The organism is Nonomuraea sp. 3N208, from assembly GCF_052245935.1.
Classification (GTDB): Bacteria; Actinomycetota; Actinomycetes; order Streptosporangiales; family Streptosporangiaceae; genus Nonomuraea.
This window is the reverse complement of sequence record NZ_JBQQBR010000029.1, coordinates 1-19,254: the sequence shown is the minus strand read 5'-3', so window position 1 is coordinate 19,254 and position 19,254 is coordinate 1. Positions and strand designations below refer to the sequence as shown.

The 19,254-nt window shown below is 70.9% G+C and carries 22 protein-coding genes; 14 read left to right on the top strand and 8 right to left on the bottom strand.

The features are described from left to right. Positions 1-5 precede the first annotated feature (5 nt). The 3 genes from ACTWPT_RS37180 to ACTWPT_RS37170 are packed head-to-tail and all read right to left on the bottom strand — an operon-like array spanning position 6 to position 2,865. Complete coding sequence (locus tag ACTWPT_RS37180; protein ID WP_443182203.1) at positions 6-812, bottom strand: ABC transporter ATP-binding protein; 807 nt, start codon at positions 810-812, stop codon at positions 6-8. After that, positions 812-1,819 (bottom strand): FecCD family ABC transporter permease, encoded by a 1,008-nt coding sequence (locus ACTWPT_RS37175; protein WP_443182202.1) that lies wholly within the window; start codon positions 1,817-1,819, stop codon positions 812-814. Before ACTWPT_RS37175 ends, ACTWPT_RS37180 begins: the two co-directional genes overlap by 1 nt. Further along, positions 1,816-2,865, bottom strand: coding sequence for a FecCD family ABC transporter permease (locus ACTWPT_RS37170; protein ID WP_443182323.1), 1,050 nt, complete (start codon positions 2,863-2,865; stop codon positions 1,816-1,818). Before ACTWPT_RS37170 ends, ACTWPT_RS37175 begins: the two co-directional genes overlap by 4 nt. A 97-nt stretch (positions 2,866-2,962) precedes the next feature. On the opposite strand from ACTWPT_RS37170, the gene ACTWPT_RS37165 reads away from it, so the two are divergent. Continuing rightward, positions 2,963-3,979 (top strand): ABC transporter substrate-binding protein, encoded by a 1,017-nt coding sequence (locus ACTWPT_RS37165; protein ID WP_443182201.1) that lies wholly within the window; start codon positions 2,963-2,965, stop codon positions 3,977-3,979. Here the strand turns inward: ACTWPT_RS37165 and ACTWPT_RS37160 are convergent. Continuing rightward, the gene (locus tag ACTWPT_RS37160) at positions 3,963-6,392 is read right to left on the bottom strand and encodes a helicase-associated domain-containing protein (protein ID WP_443182200.1); all 2,430 of its coding nucleotides are present in this window, start codon (positions 6,390-6,392) and stop codon (positions 3,963-3,965) included. The genes ACTWPT_RS37165 and ACTWPT_RS37160 overlap by 17 nt on opposite strands. Before the next feature lie 78 nt (positions 6,393-6,470). Next, a complete protein-coding gene (locus ACTWPT_RS37155) occupies positions 6,471-6,977 on the bottom strand; it encodes an ATP-binding protein (protein WP_443182199.1) in 507 nt (168 codons plus the stop codon). A gap of 221 nt (positions 6,978-7,198) precedes the next feature. Between ACTWPT_RS37155 and ACTWPT_RS37150 the strand changes: the two genes are divergently transcribed. From ACTWPT_RS37150 to ACTWPT_RS37125, 6 genes are all read left to right on the top strand, one after another. Beyond that, positions 7,199-8,020 carry a helix-turn-helix domain-containing protein gene (locus ACTWPT_RS37150; protein ID WP_443182322.1) on the top strand — a complete coding sequence of 274 codons (822 nt, stop codon included), beginning with the start codon at positions 7,199-7,201 and terminating at the stop codon, positions 8,018-8,020. After that, positions 8,021-8,257 (top strand): DUF397 domain-containing protein, encoded by a 237-nt coding sequence (locus ACTWPT_RS37145; RefSeq protein WP_138670671.1) that lies wholly within the window; start codon positions 8,021-8,023, stop codon positions 8,255-8,257. It abuts the gene before it with no gap. A gap of 88 nt (positions 8,258-8,345) precedes the next feature. Continuing rightward, on the top strand, positions 8,346-8,603 hold the full coding sequence (locus tag ACTWPT_RS37140) for a hypothetical protein (protein ID WP_305924687.1): 258 nt from the start codon (positions 8,346-8,348) through the stop codon (positions 8,601-8,603). 43 nt (positions 8,604-8,646) lie between these two features. After that, complete coding sequence (locus ACTWPT_RS37135) at positions 8,647-9,405, top strand: hypothetical protein (protein WP_443182198.1); 759 nt, start codon at positions 8,647-8,649, stop codon at positions 9,403-9,405. Positions 9,406-9,425: 20 nt separating this feature from the next. Continuing rightward, complete coding sequence (locus ACTWPT_RS37130) at positions 9,426-10,307, top strand: hypothetical protein (RefSeq protein WP_443182197.1); 882 nt, start codon at positions 9,426-9,428, stop codon at positions 10,305-10,307. Between the two features lie 105 nt (positions 10,308-10,412). Next, entirely contained in the window at positions 10,413-10,679 is a 267-nt protein-coding gene (locus ACTWPT_RS37125) for an RNA polymerase sigma factor (protein WP_443182196.1), read from the top strand. Here the strand turns inward: ACTWPT_RS37125 and ACTWPT_RS37120 are convergent. Beyond that, positions 10,666-11,256 (bottom strand): histidine phosphatase family protein, encoded by a 591-nt coding sequence (locus tag ACTWPT_RS37120; RefSeq protein WP_443182195.1) that lies wholly within the window; start codon positions 11,254-11,256, stop codon positions 10,666-10,668. The two genes, ACTWPT_RS37125 and ACTWPT_RS37120, sit on opposite strands and share 14 nt — an antisense overlap. A gap of 58 nt (positions 11,257-11,314) precedes the next feature. On the opposite strand from ACTWPT_RS37120, the gene ACTWPT_RS37115 reads away from it, so the two are divergent. Beyond that, positions 11,315-12,283 (top strand): zinc-binding dehydrogenase, encoded by a 969-nt coding sequence (locus ACTWPT_RS37115; protein ID WP_443182194.1) that lies wholly within the window; start codon positions 11,315-11,317, stop codon positions 12,281-12,283. On the opposite strand, the gene ACTWPT_RS37110 is transcribed toward ACTWPT_RS37115, so the two are convergent. Next, positions 12,267-13,184, bottom strand: coding sequence for a TIGR03621 family F420-dependent LLM class oxidoreductase (locus ACTWPT_RS37110; RefSeq protein ID WP_443182193.1), 918 nt, complete (start codon positions 13,182-13,184; stop codon positions 12,267-12,269). The genes ACTWPT_RS37115 and ACTWPT_RS37110 overlap by 17 nt on opposite strands. 196 nt (positions 13,185-13,380) lie before the next feature. On the opposite strand from ACTWPT_RS37110, the gene ACTWPT_RS37105 reads away from it, so the two are divergent. Then, the gene (locus ACTWPT_RS37105) at positions 13,381-13,521 is read left to right on the top strand and encodes a hypothetical protein (RefSeq protein WP_443182192.1); all 141 of its coding nucleotides are present in this window, start codon (positions 13,381-13,383) and stop codon (positions 13,519-13,521) included. A 4-nt stretch (positions 13,522-13,525) separates the two neighbouring features. Here ACTWPT_RS37105 and ACTWPT_RS37100 read toward each other — a convergent pair whose 3' ends face one another. Next, positions 13,526-14,170, bottom strand: a complete 645-nt coding sequence (locus ACTWPT_RS37100) for a hypothetical protein (RefSeq protein ID WP_443182191.1) — start codon at positions 14,168-14,170, stop codon at positions 13,526-13,528. A gap of 96 nt (positions 14,171-14,266) precedes the next feature. On the opposite strand from ACTWPT_RS37100, the gene ACTWPT_RS37095 reads away from it, so the two are divergent. The 5 genes from ACTWPT_RS37095 to ACTWPT_RS37075 all read left to right on the top strand — a co-directional run bounded on the left by ACTWPT_RS37095 (position 14,267) and on the right by ACTWPT_RS37075 (position 18,915). Beyond that, positions 14,267-15,034: a phytanoyl-CoA dioxygenase family protein gene (locus tag ACTWPT_RS37095; RefSeq protein WP_443182190.1), complete on the top strand. Its 768-nt coding sequence runs from the start codon at positions 14,267-14,269 to the stop codon at positions 15,032-15,034. Further along, positions 15,019-15,975: a phosphotriesterase family protein gene (locus tag ACTWPT_RS37090; RefSeq protein ID WP_443182189.1), complete on the top strand. Its 957-nt coding sequence runs from the start codon at positions 15,019-15,021 to the stop codon at positions 15,973-15,975. The genes ACTWPT_RS37095 and ACTWPT_RS37090 overlap by 16 nt, the downstream gene beginning before the upstream one ends. A gap of 2 nt (positions 15,976-15,977) precedes the next feature. Further along, positions 15,978-17,165 (top strand): cytochrome P450, encoded by a 1,188-nt coding sequence (locus tag ACTWPT_RS37085; RefSeq protein ID WP_443182321.1) that lies wholly within the window; start codon positions 15,978-15,980, stop codon positions 17,163-17,165. Beyond that, positions 17,162-17,965, top strand: coding sequence for an SDR family NAD(P)-dependent oxidoreductase (locus tag ACTWPT_RS37080; protein ID WP_443182188.1), 804 nt, complete (start codon positions 17,162-17,164; stop codon positions 17,963-17,965). Before ACTWPT_RS37085 ends, ACTWPT_RS37080 begins: the two co-directional genes overlap by 4 nt. 92 nt (positions 17,966-18,057) lie before the next feature. Then, positions 18,058-18,915 (top strand): Gfo/Idh/MocA family protein, encoded by an 858-nt coding sequence (locus ACTWPT_RS37075; RefSeq protein ID WP_443182187.1) that lies wholly within the window; start codon positions 18,058-18,060, stop codon positions 18,913-18,915. Positions 18,916-19,254 lie beyond the last annotated feature (339 nt).

Below are 19,254 nucleotides of genomic sequence, written 5' to 3'. Positions count from 1 at the left end.
GGTCGTCAGGCGGAGGCGGCGGGCACGCGGCGGCGAGCCTCCGGGACGATGAGCGGGGTGCCGGACTGCGGGTCAGGGATGATCTCGCAGCGCAGGTCGAAAACCTCGTGCACCAGCTCAGGGGTGACGATCTCGGTGGGATCGCCCTCGGCCACGATCGTCCCGGCCCGCATCACGATCAGGTGGGTGGCGTACCTGCACGCCTGATTCAGGTCGTGCAGCACCGCCACCATGGTCCGCCCCGCCTCGTGCAGGTCCGCACAGAGATCAAGGACCTCGATCTGATGGGAGATGTCCAGGAACGTGGTCGGCTCGTCCAGCAGCAGGATCGGCGTCTCCTGCGCCAGCGCCATGGCCAGCCACACCCGCTGCCGCTGCCCGCCGGACAGCTCGTCCACGATCCGGTCGGCCAGTTCCGCCACGTCGGTGGCCCGCATGGCCTCGCTCACGGCCGCCTCGTCGGCTCGTGACCACTGCCGCATGAGCCGCTGATGCGGATACCGGCCCCGGGCCACCAGGTCCGCCACGGTGATCCCGTCCGGCACGATCGAGCTCTGCGGCAGCAGGCCGAGCCGCCGCGCCACCTCCTTCGACGGCAGCGACGTGATGACGCTCCCGTCCAGGTGCACGGCGCCGGCCTTGGGCTTGAGCATCCTGGCCAGGGCCCGCAGCAGGGTGGACTTGCCGCACGCGTTCGGGCCGATGATCACCGTGAACGACTCGTCGGGGATCGCCACGCTCAGGTCCGTGGCCACGACACGCTGGTCGTAGGCGAGGGTCAGGCCGGTGCCGGACAGACGTGCATCGGGCATCAGTGACGGTCCTTTCGCAGGAGCAGGGCGAGGTACGTGCCGCCGATGGCGGCGGTCAGCACGCCGACGGGCAACTGGGTGGGGGCGAGCAGCCGCTGTGCCGCCAGGTCGGCGCCGGTCAGCAGCACGGCGCCCATCAGCGCGGACGCGCCCATCGTGACTCCGGGGGAGCGGGTGAGCCGGCGGGCGAGCTGGGGCGCGGCGAGCGCGACGAAGATGACGGGGCCTGCGGCGGCGGTGGCCACGCCGGACAGCAGCACACCGGCCGTGATGGCCACCGCGCGGACCGGCTCGACCCTGATGCCCATGGCCTTGGCCGCGTCATCTCCCATCTCGATCATCCGCATCGGTCGCGCCAGATACAGGCACACGGGCACGAGCACGGCCAGCGCGAACGCGACAGGGATCGCGTGATCCCAGCCGCGCCCGCTCAGGCTGCCGGTGAGCCACGCGCCCGCGGTGGCCGCGTCGTTGATGTTCGCCCTGGTCAGCAGGTACGAGTTGACCGCCAGCAACAGTGCGTTCGCCCCGATGCCGACCAGGACCAGCCGGTAGCCCTGCACGCCGCCGCGGAAGGCCAGCGCGTACACGAGCACGGCCGTGATCACGCACCCGGCCAGCGCACCGCCCGCGATCGTCATGGCCGAGCCGCCCGCGACCACGGCGATGATGCCGCCCGTCGAGGCGCCCGCGGTGAAGCCGATGAAGTCAGGGCTGCCCAGGGGATTCCTGGTGAGGCTCTGGAAGATCGCACCGCTCATCCCGAACGCCGCGCCGACCAGCAGCCCCGTCACCACGCGGGGCGCACGGAGCTTGCTCACGATCAGCTCGGCGACCGGCGTGCCCTGGCCGAAGAGCGCGGCGACGATGTCGGGCACGGGCACGGTGAACTCGCCCGTCGAGATCGCCGCCACCGCCACCACGCAGCCGACCAGGAGGAGGGCGGCGGTGACGAGCAGGGCGCGGGGCGCCAGCCGTACGGAATAAGGGCCGACACGCACGTTCACAGCGCCGCCACCCGCTTCCGCCTGGCCAGCATGATGAAGATCGGCGCGCCGATCACCGCCCACACGATGCCCACCTGCACCTCTCCCGGCCGGGCGATGAGCCGGCCCACCACGTCGGCCCCCAGCAGCAGCACCGGCGCGGCCACCGCCGAGTACGGCAACACCCACCGCTGGTCGGGCCCCACCAGCGCGCGCACGGCATGCGGCACGATCAGCCCCACGAACCACAGCGGCCCGGCCGCGGCGGTGGCCGCCCCGCAGAGCAACGTGACCGCCACTCCGGTGAGTGCCCTGGTACGGCCCACGGCCACGCCCAGCGCCTTGCCCGCGTCGTCGCCGAGCGCCAGCATGTTGAGCGGCCTGGCCAGCAGCAGCCCCAGCACCAGGCCCGCGACCATGAACGGCGCCAGCCGCACCAGCGTGTCGGCCGTCTGCCCGGCCAGCGACCCGGTCAGCCAGAACCGCATCCGGTCGAAGGTCTGCGAGTCCATCCGCAGGATCGCCGAGGCGATGGCCGTGGCCACCATGCCGAGCGCGACGCCCGCGAGGGTGAGACGTACCGGGCTGGAGCCGGAGCGGCCCGCCGAGGCCAGCGCGTAGACGATCACGGAGGCAAGCGCGGCCCCGCCGAACGCGAACCACACGTAGACCGCGGGATCGGTGAGCCCGAACAGGCCCAGCGCCAGCGTGACGCCCAGCGCCGCCCCCTCGTTGATGCCCAGCAGCCCCGGGTCGGCGAGGGGGTTGCGGGTCAGACTCTGCATCAGCGCGCCGGCGAGGCCCAGCGTGGCGCCCACCCCCAGCCCGAGCAGCGTACGCGGCACGCGCAGCTCCCGGATGACCGTGTGGTCGTTGGAGCCGTCCGGCGCCAGGAAGGCGTCGATCACCGTGGCGAATGGCACGGACCGAGCGCCGAGCGCCACGCTGGCCATCGCCATCAGGGCCAGCACCGCCAGGGCGACGACGAGCCCGGTGGCCAGCACCGCGGGACGCGCCCACGCCGGTCCTCTCGCGGACTCGGCCGCCTCTTCGGCCGCCTGGTCCATGGTCACCGCCGGGCGCACCCGACCCCCTCTCGTCGCAGTCAAACTTAGGCAAGGCTAATCTAATGGGCTTGTAAGAAGGCAAGCCTAACCTTAGGAGATGACCATGTCGGGACCGGTGCTGGCACGCAGGGGCTTCCTGTCGGCCACGGCAGGACTCGCGGCGGCCGTGACACTGGCGGCGTGCGGTGACGACGGTGGCACGCAGACGCCTGCCCCGGCCGGTTCCACCGCCCCCGCGGCTCAGGGCTGGTCGTTCACCGACGACCGCGACAAGAAGATCGAGCAGCCCAAGGTCCCCTCCAGGATCGTGGCCCAGGTCGGCGCGGCCGCCGCCCTGTGGGACTTCGGCGTGCGCCCCATCGCGGTGTTCGGCCCCCACAAGCTCAAGGACGGCAGCAAGGACCCGCAGGTCGGCAACGTCGACATCACCAAGGTCCAGGGCCTGGGCAACGTGTGGGACGAGTTCAACGTCGAGCAGTACATCGCCCTCCAGCCGGACCTCCTGGTCAGCAGCATGTACATCAAGGGCACCCTCTGGTACGTGCCCGAGAAGTCCAAGGACACCATCGAGCAGGTCGCCCCGACCGCCGGCATCATGCTCACCGGCAAGAGCGCCACCGAGGTGATCGGCACGTACGAGGAGCTGGCCAAGTCCCTCGGCGCCGACATGGCGGGTGTGCCCGAGGCCAAGGCCCGCATGGAGGCCGCCACCAAGGAGCTCGCCCAGTTCAAGGACCTCAAGATCCTCATGGCGTCGGGCGGCGTGGACGCCTTCTGGGTGGTCAACCCGCCCGAGTACCCGGACATCGTCCACCTCACCCAGGCCGGGCTGAACGTGGTCACCCCGTCCAAGGTCGACGAGGGCGGCTTCTTCCAGACGCTGAGCTGGGAGAACGCCGACGAGTACGAGGCCGACGTCATCCTCTACGACACCCGGACCCAGGCGCTCAAGCCCGAGGAGATGATGAAGAAGCCCACCTTCGCCAAGCTCCCCGCCGTCAAGGCCGGCCAGCTCTACCCGTGGAACGCCGAGGCGCCCTACAGCTATCAGGGGTACGCGGACTTCCTCGAGGCCCTCGTGGCGAATCTGAAGAAGGCTAAAAAGCTCCTCTGACCTCGACGATCTCGGCGAGAGGGAACTCCAGGTAGTCGCCTGCCTCTTCGCACCAGGCGTCGAGCGCGCCGCCCTTGAGCTCGCCGTGGCTGATCGTGGCGGTCAACCCGTCGGTGAGCGTGATGCCGGCCCGCACGCCCCGGTCCACCACGAAGCCCAGCAGCGACTGCTGCGCCGTCGGCAACCGGGTCGCCATCCTGCCGATGATCGCCCAGGTGCGGCCGCTCTTGTCGGCCTCGGCCCGGTTGGCGGCGATCAGCCGGCGGGCGTGCTCGCCCGGGTCGGGCGGCGGCTCGGCCAGCAGGTGAGCCGGCGGCTCCAGCTCGCGCAGTGCAGAGAACTCGGCCACCTGGCCTCCGGGCAGCAGGATCAGCTTGCCGTTGTTCTGCTCCTCGCTCTCGGCGAGCTCCGCGGCCCTGACCCGGTGGATGGTGATCTCGCCGGTGTCGGAGACGGGCACCGGCGCGTAGCCGGCCTCGCGCAGCGCGGCCAGCGTCCGCTCGGCCTCGGCCGCGCTCACCAGCACGGTGGGGGCCAGCAGACGCAGGCCGAGCCGGGTCAGCCGCCGGTGTGTGGCGATCTCGGCGAGCAGGCCGGGATCGCCGGCCTGGATGACGCAGCCGACCGTGGTGACCGTCACCTCGCCGTGCCGGCGCGCGGTGTCGCGCACGAGGTATTCGAGCGGCTGCGGGATCGTGCCCACCGCGGCCAGCTCGTCGAGCAGGTCGTCGGCATCGTAACCGCGGTCGAGCGCCCGGCGCACGCTCTCTGCGGTGAAGCGCCACACCGAGGCGGCGCCCCGCGACTCGCGCTCGGCGACCCTGTCGAGCAGCGCCGCCAGCTCCGCCGACGGCGGGCCGGTCACCACGGCCGTCAGGTCAGGGCCGAACAACGCGCTCCTGCGCACGCTCGCCAGCGCCCGCGTGGACACCTCGGCAAGTACGGGATCGTGCTCGACCATGGGCACGGACTCGTCGTTCTCGTCCCCGGGCCGGGCAGTGAGACCCGACAGCGCCCTGCCGAGATCGGTCAGCGCGTCGTTGGCCACCAGGCCGAGCAGCCTGGCCTCGTCCAGCACCGCCGGGGCACAGTCCAGCAGCAGCTGACGGTCGATCAGCGGCGCGTGCCAGTGCACGCTCGCGATGAGGCTGTCGCGGTCGGCGAACGCCGTGCCGGCGGGCAGGCAGGCCAGGACCGGCAACACCGCCCGGCGCACCCGGGCCACGGCGCTGCCCGCGGGGTCGTCGCCGAGTACGGTGCCGTACTTGCCGTCGATCTTGCGGAGCGATGAGCGCTCCATGCGCCACCACGCCGACAGAAGCACCCGCAGCCGGGCCGCGCCCTCGTCCAGCCGCCACCGATCGAAGCGCTCCGTCGGCACCAGGCCGCCGGCGGACTCGTCCCAGGCCAGCAGTCTGGCCACCGCGCAGACCTCCAGCAGCAGCCGGGTCTCGTCCTCGTCGCAGCCGGTCTCCTTGGCCACCCTGCGTACCTCCCGCACGCCCACGCCGCCGGTCTTCAGCAGCGGCAGGGGTGTCTTGGAGGTGTTGTCGAGCAGGGCGGCGCACCGCTCGACCACGTGCGGCGCGGCCAGCGTCATCAGGTGGTCGACCTCTTCGGGATCGACCGGGATCGTGGCGACCTCGGGCGCCGCGGGCGTGAAGGGCGGGTGGTAGCCGGGGCCGCGCAGGCGGAGGGCCACCTCGCGGGGGATCTCCGCCACGTGCCAGCTGGGCCGGAAGAGCAGGCCGTGGTCGGCGCACCACTTTTCCGGCGTGCCGGGCGTGACGAACCTGCCGCCGTCCACGGGCAGCGCGGGCCCCTCCCAGGCGAACCGGTCGAGCAACGCGGTGGTGCCGGCGGGGGCGCTCTGGGTCAGCGCCATGATCCGCTCGGCGTCGCCGAGTGTCTCGGCCACGCGGGCGATCGTGCGGCGTTTGTGGCCCTGGGCGGGCAGGCCGAGGTTGCGGGCGAGCCCGCGCAGCGCGTCGTTGCTGATCGTCCAGGAGTTGAGGTAGTGGTCGAGCGGCTCGCCGAGGCCGAGCGGCGCGGCCCACCAGCGCGTGACCCCCTCCGCCAGGTGGATCACGCCGCTCTCGCCAGGCCAGGCGAGCGCGTGGTCGTAGAGGTGCTCCAGCCAGCCGGTCACGTCATCGGCCGGCGCGTCGACGAAGGCCGCAAGCCGTTCGGCGGTGGGCTCGCGCATGGCCAGCGCCGCCTCGGCCAGCTGCAGGCAGGGCAGCGGCAGCCGCTGCAGCGTCTCCATCACGGCGAATCCGTTGCCGAGGCGCTGGGCGAGCGTGTCGAGCCGTCGCGGCCACGGCGCGGCGATGGCGTCGGGCCTGTTCGCCAGGGTGCGGGCAAGCCTGTCTTCGTCTAGTGTTCGTAGCCAGCCGAGCAGGTGATCTTCCATCCGTCAGCACTCTCATGGGGTCGCACGCGGGACTCACCGTGAGCCATGGCCATCCACGGTAATGCAGATCACCCCCGGTCAGGAGAGGACTGCCCAGACGATCTTCCCGTGAGGCGCCAGCGCCGACCAGCCCCAGCGGTGGCTGAGTGATTCGACGATGTGGAGTCCGAGGCCACCGGTGTCCAGGGGCCCAGGGTAGCGCAGCACCGGCACCGATGAGCCTGGATCGGTGAAGGCGCAGGTCACCAGAGGCCCGTGGCGGACGAGGGACATGTGGACGGGGCAGTCGCGGCGCCGCCCGGTCAGACGCAGGCCATGGCGCAGCGCGTTGGTCGCCAGCTCCGAGACCACCAGCTCCATGTTCTCCACCAGCTCGGCCAGCCCCCATCCCGTCAGCGAGCCGACGGTGAAGCTGCGAGCGGAGTGGACCGAGGACGGCGTGGGCGGGAGCACGAACGTGGCGCTCGCGTAAGGCCCGTGGACCAGCAGATCGCGTGCCGCCTCCGGCCACCAGCCGACCGGGGGCCACCAATCGAACGTGGTCCATTGGCTTGGCGGCGCCGTGGTGGATTGCACGTTGATCATTCTGCGGCAATCTCTCGTGCAGGTGCAAGGGCGAATGCACGTGCAGACAATCCGTGCACACGCTACGGTTGCCATCAAATGGTCAATATGGGGGAAAGGGGATCTTGTCCGCGGCCATGATCTTTCGGCCGTGAAGTGACAGACTGTGTCGCAAGGAAACGACCAAGGAGCAGCACGTGTCCATTGATCCGCCCGGTTCCGGTTCGACCGTTCGGCGCATCATGTTGGGGGCGAGCCTGAGGCGCCTGCGTGAAGCCAGCGGGCTCGACCGGGCACAGGCCGGATTCCACATCCGGGCGTCCGAGTCCAAGATCAGCCGTATGGAGCTCGGCCGCGTCGGATTCAAGACACGTGACGTGGAAGACCTTCTCACCCTGTACGGCGTCGTCGACGATGCCGAGCGCCGAGCCCTGCTGGAGATGGTTCGCGAGGCCAACACCCCCGGATGGTGGCACAAGTACTCGGCCGAGCTGCCCGCGTGGTTCACCACTTACGTGGGCCTGGAAGAGGCGGCGAGCGTGGTGCGCACCTATGAGGTGCAGTTCGTGCCGGGCCTGCTGCAGACGGCCTCGTATGCGCGATCGGTCTTCAAGCTGGGCCACCCCGATGCGGGTCCCGACAGAATCGAACGTCGCGTGCATATGCGCATGCAGCGTCAGGAGCGCTTCAGCCAGAAAGACGGACCCCGGTTGTGGGCCGTCATCGACGAGGCGGCGCTCATGCGGACCATCGGCGGGCGGGAGGTCATGCGCGAACAGCTCCAGCATCTGCTGGAGGTCGCTGCCCTGCCCAACATCACCATTCAGGTGATGCCCTTCAGGTTCGGCAAGCACGCCGCTGAGGGGGGTGCGTTCAGCATCTTGCGGTTTCCCGAGTCCGACTTGTCGGACGTTGTCTACGTCGAGCAACTCTGGGGTGCCCTGTACCTGGACAAGCGTGAGGACGTCGATCCTTACCTCACGGCCATGGAGCAGCTGTGCGTGGAGAGCACCACGCCAGGAGGCACCGTCGAGCTCATCGGCGGTCTTCTCAGAAAGATTTAGATGAACCAGACCTACAACGGCATGCCGGCGACCGATCTGACGCAGGTCGCGTGGCGCAAGAGCCGCTACAGCAACTCGCAGGGCAACTGCGTGGAGCTTGCGCAGCTTCCCGACGGCGGCATCGCGGTGCGCAACTCGCGCTTCCCCGACGGCCCTGCCCTCATCTACACCCGTGACGAGATCCGGGCCCTGGTGCTCGGCGTGAAGGACGGAGAATTCGACGGCCTCCTCGTGTAACACCATGTTAACCTCCGGCGCGCCTGCTTAACGGGGGTGCGCCGGAGGCGTAACCGCCCGGCCTCGTGCTCAGGTCAGGATTCAGGTCATGCTCGACCAGATGACCCTGTATCCGATCGCCGACGACGTGCTGTTCGCGCCGGGCGGCAAGGTCGTGATTCGCACTTATGGCGTGGCGCCGACGACGACGGGCGCCTCCGTCTCCTACCGGACGTGGGTGACCGGCATCCGGGACCAGCCGCGGTACTGGCACTGGGGCCACTTCGAAGACGCCACCTCCGGGCACCGCAGGGTGCTGGAGTGGCTCACCGGCCGGGGACCGCAGCCTTCCCAAGCGCTGGCCTGATCGCTATCCTCATGCCAAGCAACCGCTTGGTAGAGGAGGCGTGGTGCGGCGCGCGATCCACCTGCTCGAGGAGGTCGACTTCAGGCCGATGAACTCCAGGCGGCCGCTGGAGTACCTGACCTGGCTGACCACGTACAAACGGGAGGACGAGACCCGCGCCGCTCCCGAGCTCACCTCCGGCACCTCCATCAGGTCCCGCGAGATCGACCTCGTCGGCGCCTTTTACGCCGTCGGCATCACCGGCCACCCGCAGTTCAAGGCCGTCACGCTCTGGGACTGCCACGGCGGCTGGGAGGGCGGCTGGCGGCAGATGATGGAGATCTACCAGGGGGTCGACTCCCGCCTGTTCCTGTCCGACATCGACGACCTGCGCTTCTCCGCGTTCTCGCGGCCGCTCGGCGCCGCGCCCGGCTGCCCGCCGCTGGCCGAGGCCCCAGCCGCCGAGCTCTACCTCTTCGAGAGCGCCCGGGTCCGCCCCGGCGCCGCGCTCGACTATCTCGACGCGGTCCGCGCCGAGCGCGCCCCGCTGCTCGCCGAGCACGGCCACACCCTGGTCGGCCTGTACGAGGTGCTGTTCTGCGACACCGAGGTGGTCACCTTGTGGGCCGTCTCGCTCGACGACCACCTGGCCACTCAGCGGGCCCGCGACGCCGCCCTCGGCCTCGACGACGAGGTCGCGCCGGATTCCCGGCTGCTGGACTGGGGAAAACGGGCTCGCGACTACCTTGACGGCCCGTGGCGTGAGACGCTTCTGGCACCGTTCCCCGGCTGCCGCCTGGCGCCAGGGGCCCTGCCGGGCTAGCGTCGGCTGCGGAGGTGGCCATGACGGATCCATACCTCTACAACGGGCAGAACCCCGACGATCACGTCGCGTCGTGCCCTGAATGCAGCGCCGCCATCGCGCTGCTCGACCATCCGGACACCGCGCTCGCTCCACCGCCCACGCTGCGCGAGGCGGTGATGTCCAAGGCGCGCCGCCGCCGCAGCCCGGCTCTGGTGGAGGTGGCGTCCGTGGCGGTGCCGTACGCCGAGCAGGTCGCGATCATGGACGACCTGCTGGCCGAGCTGAGCCTGGCCCAATGGGACGCCCCGGTCGCCAAGCACGGCACGGTCAGGGGCATGGTCGAGCACCTGGCGGCCAACGACGCCGCCATCGCCCACTTCGTGGGCGCGCCCGAGGCCGGCGCCGCGACGGTGCACCGGCGCTGGCGCGAGCAGGCGGGCAACCTGCTCGAACGTGTCTCCTCCAGCAACGAGGTCCTGCTCGGCGTCGAGGTGACCCTGGCGGGGGCGCGGCCGGCCCGCGCGCCGCTGCGCCACGCCATGATCCAGCGCACGTTCGAGACCTGGACCCACACCGACGACATCAGGGCCGCCACCGGCGGCTCCAAGTCCGCGCCGCGCGACGAGCACGTGCACATGATCGCCGAGTTCGGCCTGGCGCTGCTGCCGCGCGCGCTGAAGGGGCCGCGCCGCGACGTCTCGGCGACGATCGTGCTGACCGGGCCCGGCGGCGGCACCTGGACGATCCCGCTCTCGCCCACCTCGGACCACGTCGCCGTGCTGATCTCGGCCGACGCGGTGGGCTTCTGCCGGCTGCTGGCCAACCGATGGCCGCCGGACTCCTTCCCGTACGCCGCCGAGGGCGACCCCGCCCTCGCCCGCGACCTGATCCGTGCCGCCGCGACGCTGGGGTGCGATTGATGGCGAGGGAGTGCCGTCGCCTGGAGGAGCGGCGGGAGCGAAGCGACCAGAGCGGAGGAAGGCGGCGGCGTATGGCGACCGAGCCCGCCTCGCGGAGTGAGGCCAATGAACACTGACATGGAGCTGTGTGCCCGTCTGACGGCAGGGGACCTGGACGCGCTGGCCGACGCCTACGATCAGCACGGTCCGCACGTGTACGGGGTCGCCGCAAAGATCACCGGAAGCCAGGAGTACGCCGAGGAGATCACCCAGAGCGTGTTCGTCGCCCTGTGGGAGCAGCCCCTGGCGTATGACCCGAGTCTCGGCTCGTTACGCGGCTGGCTGGTCAGCCGCGCGCTGCACGAGTCGGCGCTGCGCTCTAAGGTGAGTTGAGGGGCGCGTTCCAGGTCAGGAGCACAGGTTCGGCGTGCTCGAACCCGAGCCGCGAATACGTGCCGGTCTCCAGCTTGAGCAGCCGGCCCTCCGCGGGCCCCAGACCTAGCCAGCGAGCGGCCAGGACCCGCAGGAAGTGCCCGTGCGCGACCAGCGCCACCCGCCCCTCGACCGCCATGGCCCGCGCGATCACCCGGTCGGCGCGGGCGGCCACCTGGGCGGCGCTCTCGCCGGGGTGCTCGGCGTCGCCGGGGATCACGCCGTCACGCCACAGGTACCAGCCGGGCCGGGTCTCGCGGATCTTCAACGTGGTGATGCCCTCGTACCCGCCGTAGTCCCACTCCCACAAGTCCGGATCCACCTCGTAGGCCGCCAGCCCGGCCAGCTCCGCCGTCCGTCGCGCGCGCTGGGCGGGGGAGACCAGCACCAGGTCGAACGACTCCTCCTTGACCAGCGGCGCCAGCGCCCTGGCCTGTTCCTCGCCGTGCTCCGTCAAAGGCAGGTCAGTACGTCCTGTGTGCTTGCCCGCCTTGCTCCATTCGGTCTCACCGTGCCGGAGCAGCAGCATCTCGTCCATGGACTCCATCATCCGGCACGCTTGACCTCAACCTAGCTTGAGGTAGCAGGGTAGGGCCATGGATGCGATCAGACTGCACGAATACGGCCCCGCCACCAACCTCCGACTTGAGACCGTTCCCGATCCGGCGCCCGGGCCGGGAGACGCACGCATTGCCGTCCACGCGGTCGGGCTTCACTTCATCGAGACCCTCATGCGCCGGGGGCAGGCCGTCGGCCCGCACCCCGCGCCGCCGCTGCCCGCCGTTCTGGGGACTGAGGTCGCCGGCGTGGTGGAGTCCGTGGGCGAGGGAGTGCCCGCCGAGCTCGTGGGACGCCGGGTGGTGACATCCGGCGTGACCTCGGGAGGGTACGCCTCGCTCGCCGTGGCCCCCGCCTCCTCGCTGGCCACGCTGCCCGGCCACGTGGACTACGGTCCGGCGGTGGCCATGAACACCACGGGGGCCACCACGTTCGGGCTGCTGGAGCTGGCACCCTTGAGCGCGTCTGACGTGGTGCTGGCCACGGCCGCGGCCGGCGGCATCGGGACGCTGCTCGTGCAGTACGCGCGCAGTGCCGGCGCCCGCGTGATCGGGGCGGCCGGCGGGCCCGCGAAGGTGGCGCGGGTCGAGGAACTCGGGGCGGACCTGGCCGTGGACTACCGGCAGCCAGGGTGGGACAAGCTGGTGCGGGAGGCGTTCGGCGAGGTCACCGTGGTCTTTGACGGCGTCGGCGGCGAACTCGGGCGTGCGGCGTACGAGCTGCTCGGGCGGGGCGGCAGGTTCGTGGTGTTCGGCTCGGCCGCCGGCGAGTGGTTCTTCCCCGGCAAGGAGGACGCCGCGGCGCGGGACGTGACCGTGTACGAGGGGATCGCTCACCTGCTCGGCCGCGAGGGTGGCGTGGGCGACCTGTCAGCACGGGCGCTCGACGCGGTGGCCGACGGGTCGCTCACGCCCGCCGTCCAGGCGTTCCCCCTGGCCCGGGCCGCTGCGGCGCACGAGGCGCTGGAGAGCAGGAACACCATGGGCAAGGTCATCCTCGTGCCGTAGCGAGCTCCTCGACGACGGGGACGAAGGCGGGGAGGTCGCGCTCGTGGTGCACGACAAAGTACGAAATGTCGTGCTCATCCCGCCAATAACGGAGTTTGTCGACCATCTCGCGCTGCGTACCGAGGAGCACCTGGGGTGTCTCGTCCAGTGACGAGCTGTCGGCCGCGCTCCACGCCTCCTCCGCCTTCCGCCGGCCCGCCTGGACCACGCTCGTGCCCAGCTCCAGGCGGGCGTAGCGGTCGCCGGCGGCCGCGCGGACATGGCGGAGCTTGCCCAGGAACGCCTCAAGACCGCCGTCCCGCACGTCGGGCCCGCTGCCGTCCGGACTCACCCGCATCCCGATGTTGACGATGTCGGCCTGCTCGGCCGCCAGCCGCAACACCCGCGGCCCGCCGCCGCCCAGCAGCAGGGGCGGATGCGGCCGCTGCACGGGCTTGGGCTGCTGGTCGAGCCCGTCGATCCGATAGTGGTCGCCGCGGAAGTCGAACGCCCCGTCCCCCCAGAGCCCCTTGAGCACCGCGACCGCCTCCCGTAGCCGCTCCACCCGCACCGCGGGCGCCTCCAGCGCCATCCCGGCCCCGGCGTAGTCGCCCGCCATCCAGCCGGTCCCGATCCCGACCTCCAGCCGCCCGCCGGACAGGAGATCGAGCGTCGCCGCCTCCTTGGCCAGCACCGCCGGATGCCTGAAGTCGTTGGCGAACACCAGCGTCCCCACCCGCAGCCGGTCGGTAGCGCAGGCGGCCGCGGTCAGCGCCGCGATGGGCGCGAACCGGGACCCGACCAGGTGATCGGGGATCAGCAACACATCGAACCCGGCCCCTTCCAGCCGCCTGGCCTTCTCGGCCCACGCCTTCCCTGACTCCGCCTCCCGCACCACAGCCCCGAACCTGAACCGCCGCACATGTCCTCCTAGGTGGTCAAGCAAGCGCTTGGGATAAACCATATGCGGCAAATGTCAGCGCAGGGAGGAGTTGATCGACTACGGTGCGTGCCGTGACCTCGACCCTGAACGTGCCGCCACCCGTCGGTTCATCGACGAGGTGCTTGAGCGGGACGGTGAGTGGCTCGAGCGATGGGAGCGCATGTGATCTGCATGAATGTGCAGGCCATGCGGGTTCAACGGCGTCGCGCTCCCCAAGGTGGACCCCGCCACCGTAGTGGAGTTCCTGGAGGGTGTCAGACAGGGTGAGGTCGGCCTGGCGCACCTGACGGCCTGGCTGGAGGAGCAGGTGCGCTGAGCCGTCAAGGGCGCGGCAGGGCGAGGGCGATGCCGCCCGCGGCGGCGGCGAAGACGAGCCAAGCCGCGCCCGCCACAAGGTTGCCCAGTTGGGCGATCCAAGCGATCGGGATGAGGAACGGCGCCACGATCATGGCGATGGAAGCCCACTTCGGCGCGGCGCTGCGCAGGGCGGCGATACCCAGCAGGACGAAGCCCAGCAGGCTCAGGAAGAACGAGAACCCGAGCACCGAGGTCGGCAACCCCTCGCTGATCTCCGTCACCAGCCGATTCGTGGTCGGCACGTCCAGCCCGATCTTGGCCGCCGCGTAGATCACGTCGTCGGTGTCCATGCCGACCGGCAGCGCCAGGATGAAGGCGAGGATCATGCCGACCAGGCCCAGCACGGGCCGCCCCGACCTGGCGACCTTGCTCACCGCCAGGATCATGGGGACGATGGCGGCGAAGCTCAGAACGCTGACCCAGCTCCAGAGCGGATAGGCGTCGAGGTTGGCGACGAAGGACCGGATGTAGGCCTCACCCTCGGCGGTGGCGTCGTTCGGGGCGAGCAGCAGCGACAGGGCGAGTGCGAGCGGCGCGGCCACCGCGCACACGATCATGGCGTTCCGGGTGAAGCCGGCCGTGGTGGGGGACGTCTCAACTGCGGTCATACCCCGAGGGTGGGGCGGACAGCGGCCACGCGCATGAGTAGGGGCTACTCAAATCGTCTCTTACCAAGCGCTTGCTTTAGGTGCGAGACTGGGCCCATGGAGATCCCGGTGCGCCAGGCCACCGACGACGAGGTGGCGTTCTTCCACGAACACGGCTGGGTGCGGCTCGGCCGGCTCATCGACCCCGGCACCGCGGCCGAGCTGCGCGAGCGGGCCACCGGCTATCTGAGCGGCCGGGCGAAGAGCAAGCAGACGCTGGTCGACCAGGCGTTCGGGCAGTCGAGGGACATCGCGGCGAGCGACGAGATGTTCGGCGCGCTGACCATGAGCCCCCAGATGGGACGCAACGCCGTCCGGCTGCTGCGCGGCGTCCGGGCCGTCCGCGTGCAGGTCACCAACCTCCTGGTCAAGGAGGCGGGCGAGCATGGCGCCACCGAGTTCCACCAGGACTTCCCCTGGATGCCGATGGACCGCTCGGCCATGCTGACCGTGTGGCTGGCACTGGCCGATGTGCCCGCCGACATGGGCTCGCTCAGGTTCTATGAAGGATCGCACCGCCACGGCCTGCTCGGGCGCAGCTTCACCCGGCCCGGGGACGACCAGCTCAGCCAGCACCCGTGGCTGAAGGAACTGGAGGTGTCGCCGCCGCTCGACCTCAAGGCCGGCGACGCGACCGTGCACCACGCCCTGACCGTGCACGGCGCGCCCGCCAACCGTCACGACAGCCCGCGGCTGTCGTTCACCGTCACCTACTTCGACGCCGACGCCCTCTACACCGGCCTGCCGTACACGCAGACCGATGGGGTCGGGCTCGAGGTGAACCGGCCGTTCGAGCACGAGAGGTTCCCGTGCCTGAAACCGTGAGAGGCCCCGTCGCCGACCTCGGGGCGACGCTCATGCACGAGCACGTCTTCGGGCTGAGCCCGGAGATCCTGTGGAACTGGCCGGACATCCCGGAGGGGTGGGACCTGGAGACGCGGGCCCGGGAGGCGGCGGGCAAGCTGGAGGCGCTGAAGGCCGAGGGCATCGACACGATCGTGGACCTGACCGTGGTCGGTCTCGGCCGGCACATCCCGTCGGTGCAGCGGGTGGCCGAGCTGACCAGCGTGAACATCGTGGCCGCCACCGGGCTCTACACCTACGACGTGCTGCCGCCGTACTTCGGCAACCGCGGTCCTGGATCGTTGTTCGGCGGGCCCGACCGGCTGGCGGAGTTCTTCGTACGGGACATCGTCGAGGGCATCGGACGGACCGGCGTCAAGGCCGCCATGCTCAAGTGCGCCTCCGACCACCTCGGCATGATGAAGGGCTGCGAGCGGGTCTTCAGGGCGGTCGCCGAGGCGCATCTGGAGACCGGCGCGCCGATCACCACGCACTCCCACAGCGCCGCCCAGGGCGGCCTCGAACAGCAGCGCCTGCTCGCCTCGCTCGGGGTCGACCTGAGCCGAGTGGTGATCGGGCACGCCGGGGACTCCGGCGACCTCGCCTACCTCGAAGAGCTCGTGGCGGGCGGCTCCTACCTGGGCATGGACCGCTTCGGGATCGAGACGATCAGCCCGTTCGAGCAGCGGGTGTCGGTGGTGGCGGCGATGTGCGAGCGCGGACACGCCGGAAAAATGGTCTTAGGTCATGACTCGTACTGCTTCAACGACCGATTCGACGCCGACGTCGTCCGGCAGCGTCACCCCAACTACCACCTTCTCCACATCTCCCGCGACGTCGTGCCCGAGCTCCGCAAGAGGGGCGTCACGGACGACCAGCTCCACCAGATGCTCGTCGACAACCCGCGGAGGATCTTCACGTGACCATGGACTTCGACGTCAGCTCGGACTGGCACGTCGCCGCCCCGTACGCGTTCCTCGCCCGGCTCCGTGCGGAGTCGCCGGTGTTCTGGAGCGAGCACCTCCAGGCGTACGTCCTGAGCCGCTACGCCGACGTGCGGGCGGCCTACGGTGACCCGCGGCGCTTCTCCTCCAAGGGCTCGCTGACGATCTCGCGCAGCCTGACCGCGGAGACCAGGGAGAAGCTGGGCGAGCACGGCTCGTTCCTGTCCAGCTTCGTCGCCAACGTGGACCCGCCCGACCACACCCGGCTGCGCCGGTCGGTGTCGCGGGCGTTCACGCCGCGCGCGGTCGCCGCCATGGAGGACACGTTCCGGACGCTCAACGAGGACCTCCTCGACAGAATCGCGCCGCAGGGCGGGGCCGACTTCGTGGCCGAGATCGGGCACGAGCCGTCGATCAAGCTGACCGCCCGCTTCATCGGGGTGCCGGAGTCCGACGAGGCGTTCGTGCAGGCGCACGTCAAGGACTGGTTCCAGCTCTTCCTGTCACCGCAGCCGCCGCAGCGCCAGCTGGAGCTGGCCGACAGCTTCCTGACCTATCTCGACTACGTGGACCGCCTGGTGGCCGCCCGCGCCAAGGATCCGCAGGACGACTTCACCTCGCTGATGACCTCGCTGATCGGTGCCGAGCTGACCCACAGGGAGGTGGTCGAGCTGATCTCCACGATCCTGCTCGGCGGCAACGACACCGTGCCGAACCAGCTCGGCAACACCGTCCTGCGCCTGCTCAGGGAGGACGCCTGGCCGGTGCCGCCGGAGCAGATCGCGAACGCGGCCGAGGAGTGCATGCGCATCGACGGCGCCTCGTTGGGCTCCTTCCGGTACGCCGCGACGGACATGTCACTCCATGGCGTGACGATCCCCGCAGGCGCCCTCGTCCTGCTGTCCACCGACTCCGCCGCCCACGACGAGACCGTCTTCCCCGACCCCGAACGGTTCTGGATCGACCGCCCGAACGCCGCCGACCACATGGTCTTCGGCTACGGGATCCACTTCTGCGTGGGCGCCGCGCTCGGCCGCCTCCAACTGCGTGCCGCGCTCGACGTGCTCGGCCGCCGCCTGCCCGGCCTGCGGCTCGTGCCCGGCCGGCCGATCGCCTTCAGGAAGTCCATCGTCGGCCGCGGCCTGACCTCGCTGCGGGTGGCGTGGTGACCGGCCGCTTCGACGGGCGCGTCGCGCTGGTGACGGGTGCCGGGTCCGGGATCGGCGCGGCCTGCGCGACCCGGCTGGCCGCAGAAGGCGCCTGCGTCGGCGTGCTGGACCTGCGCGCGGCCGGCGCCAAGGCCACGGCTGCCGCCATCCGCGCCCACGGTGGCACGGCCATGGCGCTGACCTGCGACGTCTCCGACGAGAAGCAGGTGGAGGAGGCGGTCGCGATCCTGGTGGCGTCGTTCGGCCGGGTGGACGTGCTGCACTCCAACGCCGCCGCGTTCGACCCCGGCGTGTACGGCCGCGACCGCGAGCTCGAAACGCTCGACGTGGCCGTCTGGGACCGCACCATGGAGGTGAACCTGCGCGGCGCCATGCTCATGGTCAAGCACACGGTCCCTGTCATGCCCGACGGCGGCGCCATCGTGCTCATGTCGTCGGTGTCCGCCCTGGTCGGCGACACGGTGCATGCCGCTTACGGTGCCTCCAAGTCGGCCCTGATCGGCTTCACCCGCTACGTCGCGACCGCGTACGGCGCCCGCGGTATCCGCTGCAACGCCGTCGCCCCCGCTCTTGTGATGACGCCGGCCGCCCAGCGCGCCCTGACGCAGGAGCAGCTCGCCGACAAAGCCGCGGAACGCCTGCTCCCTTGGCCGTGCACGATGGACGACGTGGCGAGCCTGGTGGCGTTCCTGGCCTGCGACGAGAGCCGCTGCGTCACCGGCCAGACCCTCGTCATCGACTCGGGCACCCTGGCCCACCGGCCCCAGCACGCCGTCCAGCGGTGGCGCGAGCAGCAGTGACGCCGGTGGGCGGGCCGGGTCAGTGGAGCGGCCGGCCGGTCGGGGAACCAGATGCGGGGTGTATGCCCAATAGGGTGACCTTGGGAGGTTTCATGGAGCCGGTGGCAGTGGGGCTGATCGGGGCGGGGCCATGGGCCCGGATGGCGCACGCGCCCATGCTGGCCAAGGGCCCGCACACGCGCCTGGCCGGCGTATGGGCTCGGCGTCCGGAGGCGGCGGCCGAGCTCGGCGTGCCCGTGTTCGCGCGGGTCGAGGAGCTGTTCGACGTCTGCGAGGCCGTGGCGTTCTGCGTGCCGCCGGCCGTACAGGCCGAGCTCGGCGCCCGCGCGGCCCGCGCGGGCAAGGCGCTGCTGCTGGAGAAGCCGCTCGCGGACTCTCTGGAGGGCGCCAGGAGACTGGCCGACGCCGTCGCGGAGTCGGGCGTGGCCTCCCAGATGGTGCTCACGCTGCGGTACGCCGTCCAGACCCGTGCCTTCCTCGCCCGATGCGGCGAGATCCAGCCGTTCGGCGGCCACGCCGCGAACATCTCCGGCGCACTCCTCGGCGACCACCCCTTCGCCACCCCCTGGCGACTGAAGCGCGGCGCGCTGCTCGACGTCGGCCCGCACGTGATCGACCTGCTGGACGCCGCGCTCGGCCCGGTGACCGGCGTGCGTGCGCACGGCAACTCGCTCGGCTGGACCGGCCTGCTGCTCGAGCACGAGGGCGGCGCGGTCTCCGAGGCGTCCCTGTGCATGGCCGCCGTCGGCGACCTGCCGCCCGCCACGTTCGCCGTGTACGGGCGCACCGGCAACGCCGTACTCCTGCCCATCGACGACGACCCCCTGGAGATGATCGCCGAGGAGTTCGCCGCGACTGTGCGCAACGGCGGCGGCCATCCTCTCGACGCCGCCCATGGGCTCAGACTGCAGCAGATCATCGCCGAGGCCGAGGCCCAACTCGCCCCTTGACGGCACCGGCATTTGGAGGATTGATAGCGTTTGTCCGACGCGCAGTGCGTAGCGAAGTCCGGTGCGAGTCCGGCGCTGTCCCGCAACTGTCATAGCCAGGTCGCCTGCCTCTGCGCTGACGCCATCAACCCTCGTGGAAAAGGGTGATCCGTCGCTCATCGCGGGTCTCTCGGTTCCGACAGTGTGAAAGGACTACTCGTGAGGCCCGTACGCACGGCCTTCGCGGGCGCGCTGCTGGGAACGCTGGTGCTGGCCGGATGCGGTCAGACCGGCACCACCGCCAGCCCCCCCCCGGCCCCCACCAACACCTCTTCCCCCGCCCCCACCTCCGCCCCAACG

Bases quoted from the DNA above. Each gene is read 5' to 3' on its own strand.
- ACTWPT_RS37180 (WP_443182203.1), bottom strand. From the start codon at position 812: ATGCCCGATGCACGTCTGTCCGGCACCGGCCTGACCCTCGCCTACGAC.
- ACTWPT_RS37170 (WP_443182323.1), bottom strand. From the start codon at position 2,865: ATGGACCAGGCGGCCGAAGAGGCGGCCGAGTCCGCGAGAGGACCGGCG.
- ACTWPT_RS37165 (WP_443182201.1), top strand. From the start codon at position 2,963: ATGACCATGTCGGGACCGGTGCTGGCACGCAGGGGCTTCCTGTCGGCC.
- ACTWPT_RS37160 (WP_443182200.1), bottom strand. From the start codon at position 6,392: ATGGAAGATCACCTGCTCGGCTGGCTACGAACACTAGACGAAGACAGG.
- ACTWPT_RS37155 (WP_443182199.1), bottom strand. From the start codon at position 6,977: ATGATCAACGTGCAATCCACCACGGCGCCGCCAAGCCAATGGACCACG.
- ACTWPT_RS37150 (WP_443182322.1), top strand. From the start codon at position 7,199: ATGTTGGGGGCGAGCCTGAGGCGCCTGCGTGAAGCCAGCGGGCTCGAC.
- ACTWPT_RS37145 (WP_138670671.1), top strand. From the start codon at position 8,021: ATGAACCAGACCTACAACGGCATGCCGGCGACCGATCTGACGCAGGTC.
- ACTWPT_RS37140 (WP_305924687.1), top strand. From the start codon at position 8,346: ATGCTCGACCAGATGACCCTGTATCCGATCGCCGACGACGTGCTGTTC.
- ACTWPT_RS37130 (WP_443182197.1), top strand. From the start codon at position 9,426: ATGACGGATCCATACCTCTACAACGGGCAGAACCCCGACGATCACGTC.
- ACTWPT_RS37125 (WP_443182196.1), top strand. From the start codon at position 10,413: ATGAACACTGACATGGAGCTGTGTGCCCGTCTGACGGCAGGGGACCTG.
- ACTWPT_RS37120 (WP_443182195.1), bottom strand. From the start codon at position 11,256: ATGGACGAGATGCTGCTGCTCCGGCACGGTGAGACCGAATGGAGCAAG.
- ACTWPT_RS37115 (WP_443182194.1), top strand. From the start codon at position 11,315: ATGGATGCGATCAGACTGCACGAATACGGCCCCGCCACCAACCTCCGA.
- ACTWPT_RS37105 (WP_443182192.1), top strand. From the start codon at position 13,381: ATGTGCAGGCCATGCGGGTTCAACGGCGTCGCGCTCCCCAAGGTGGAC.
- ACTWPT_RS37100 (WP_443182191.1), bottom strand. From the start codon at position 14,170: ATGACCGCAGTTGAGACGTCCCCCACCACGGCCGGCTTCACCCGGAAC.
- ACTWPT_RS37095 (WP_443182190.1), top strand. From the start codon at position 14,267: ATGGAGATCCCGGTGCGCCAGGCCACCGACGACGAGGTGGCGTTCTTC.
- ACTWPT_RS37085 (WP_443182321.1), top strand. From the start codon at position 15,978: ATGGACTTCGACGTCAGCTCGGACTGGCACGTCGCCGCCCCGTACGCG.
- ACTWPT_RS37075 (WP_443182187.1), top strand. From the start codon at position 18,058: ATGGAGCCGGTGGCAGTGGGGCTGATCGGGGCGGGGCCATGGGCCCGG.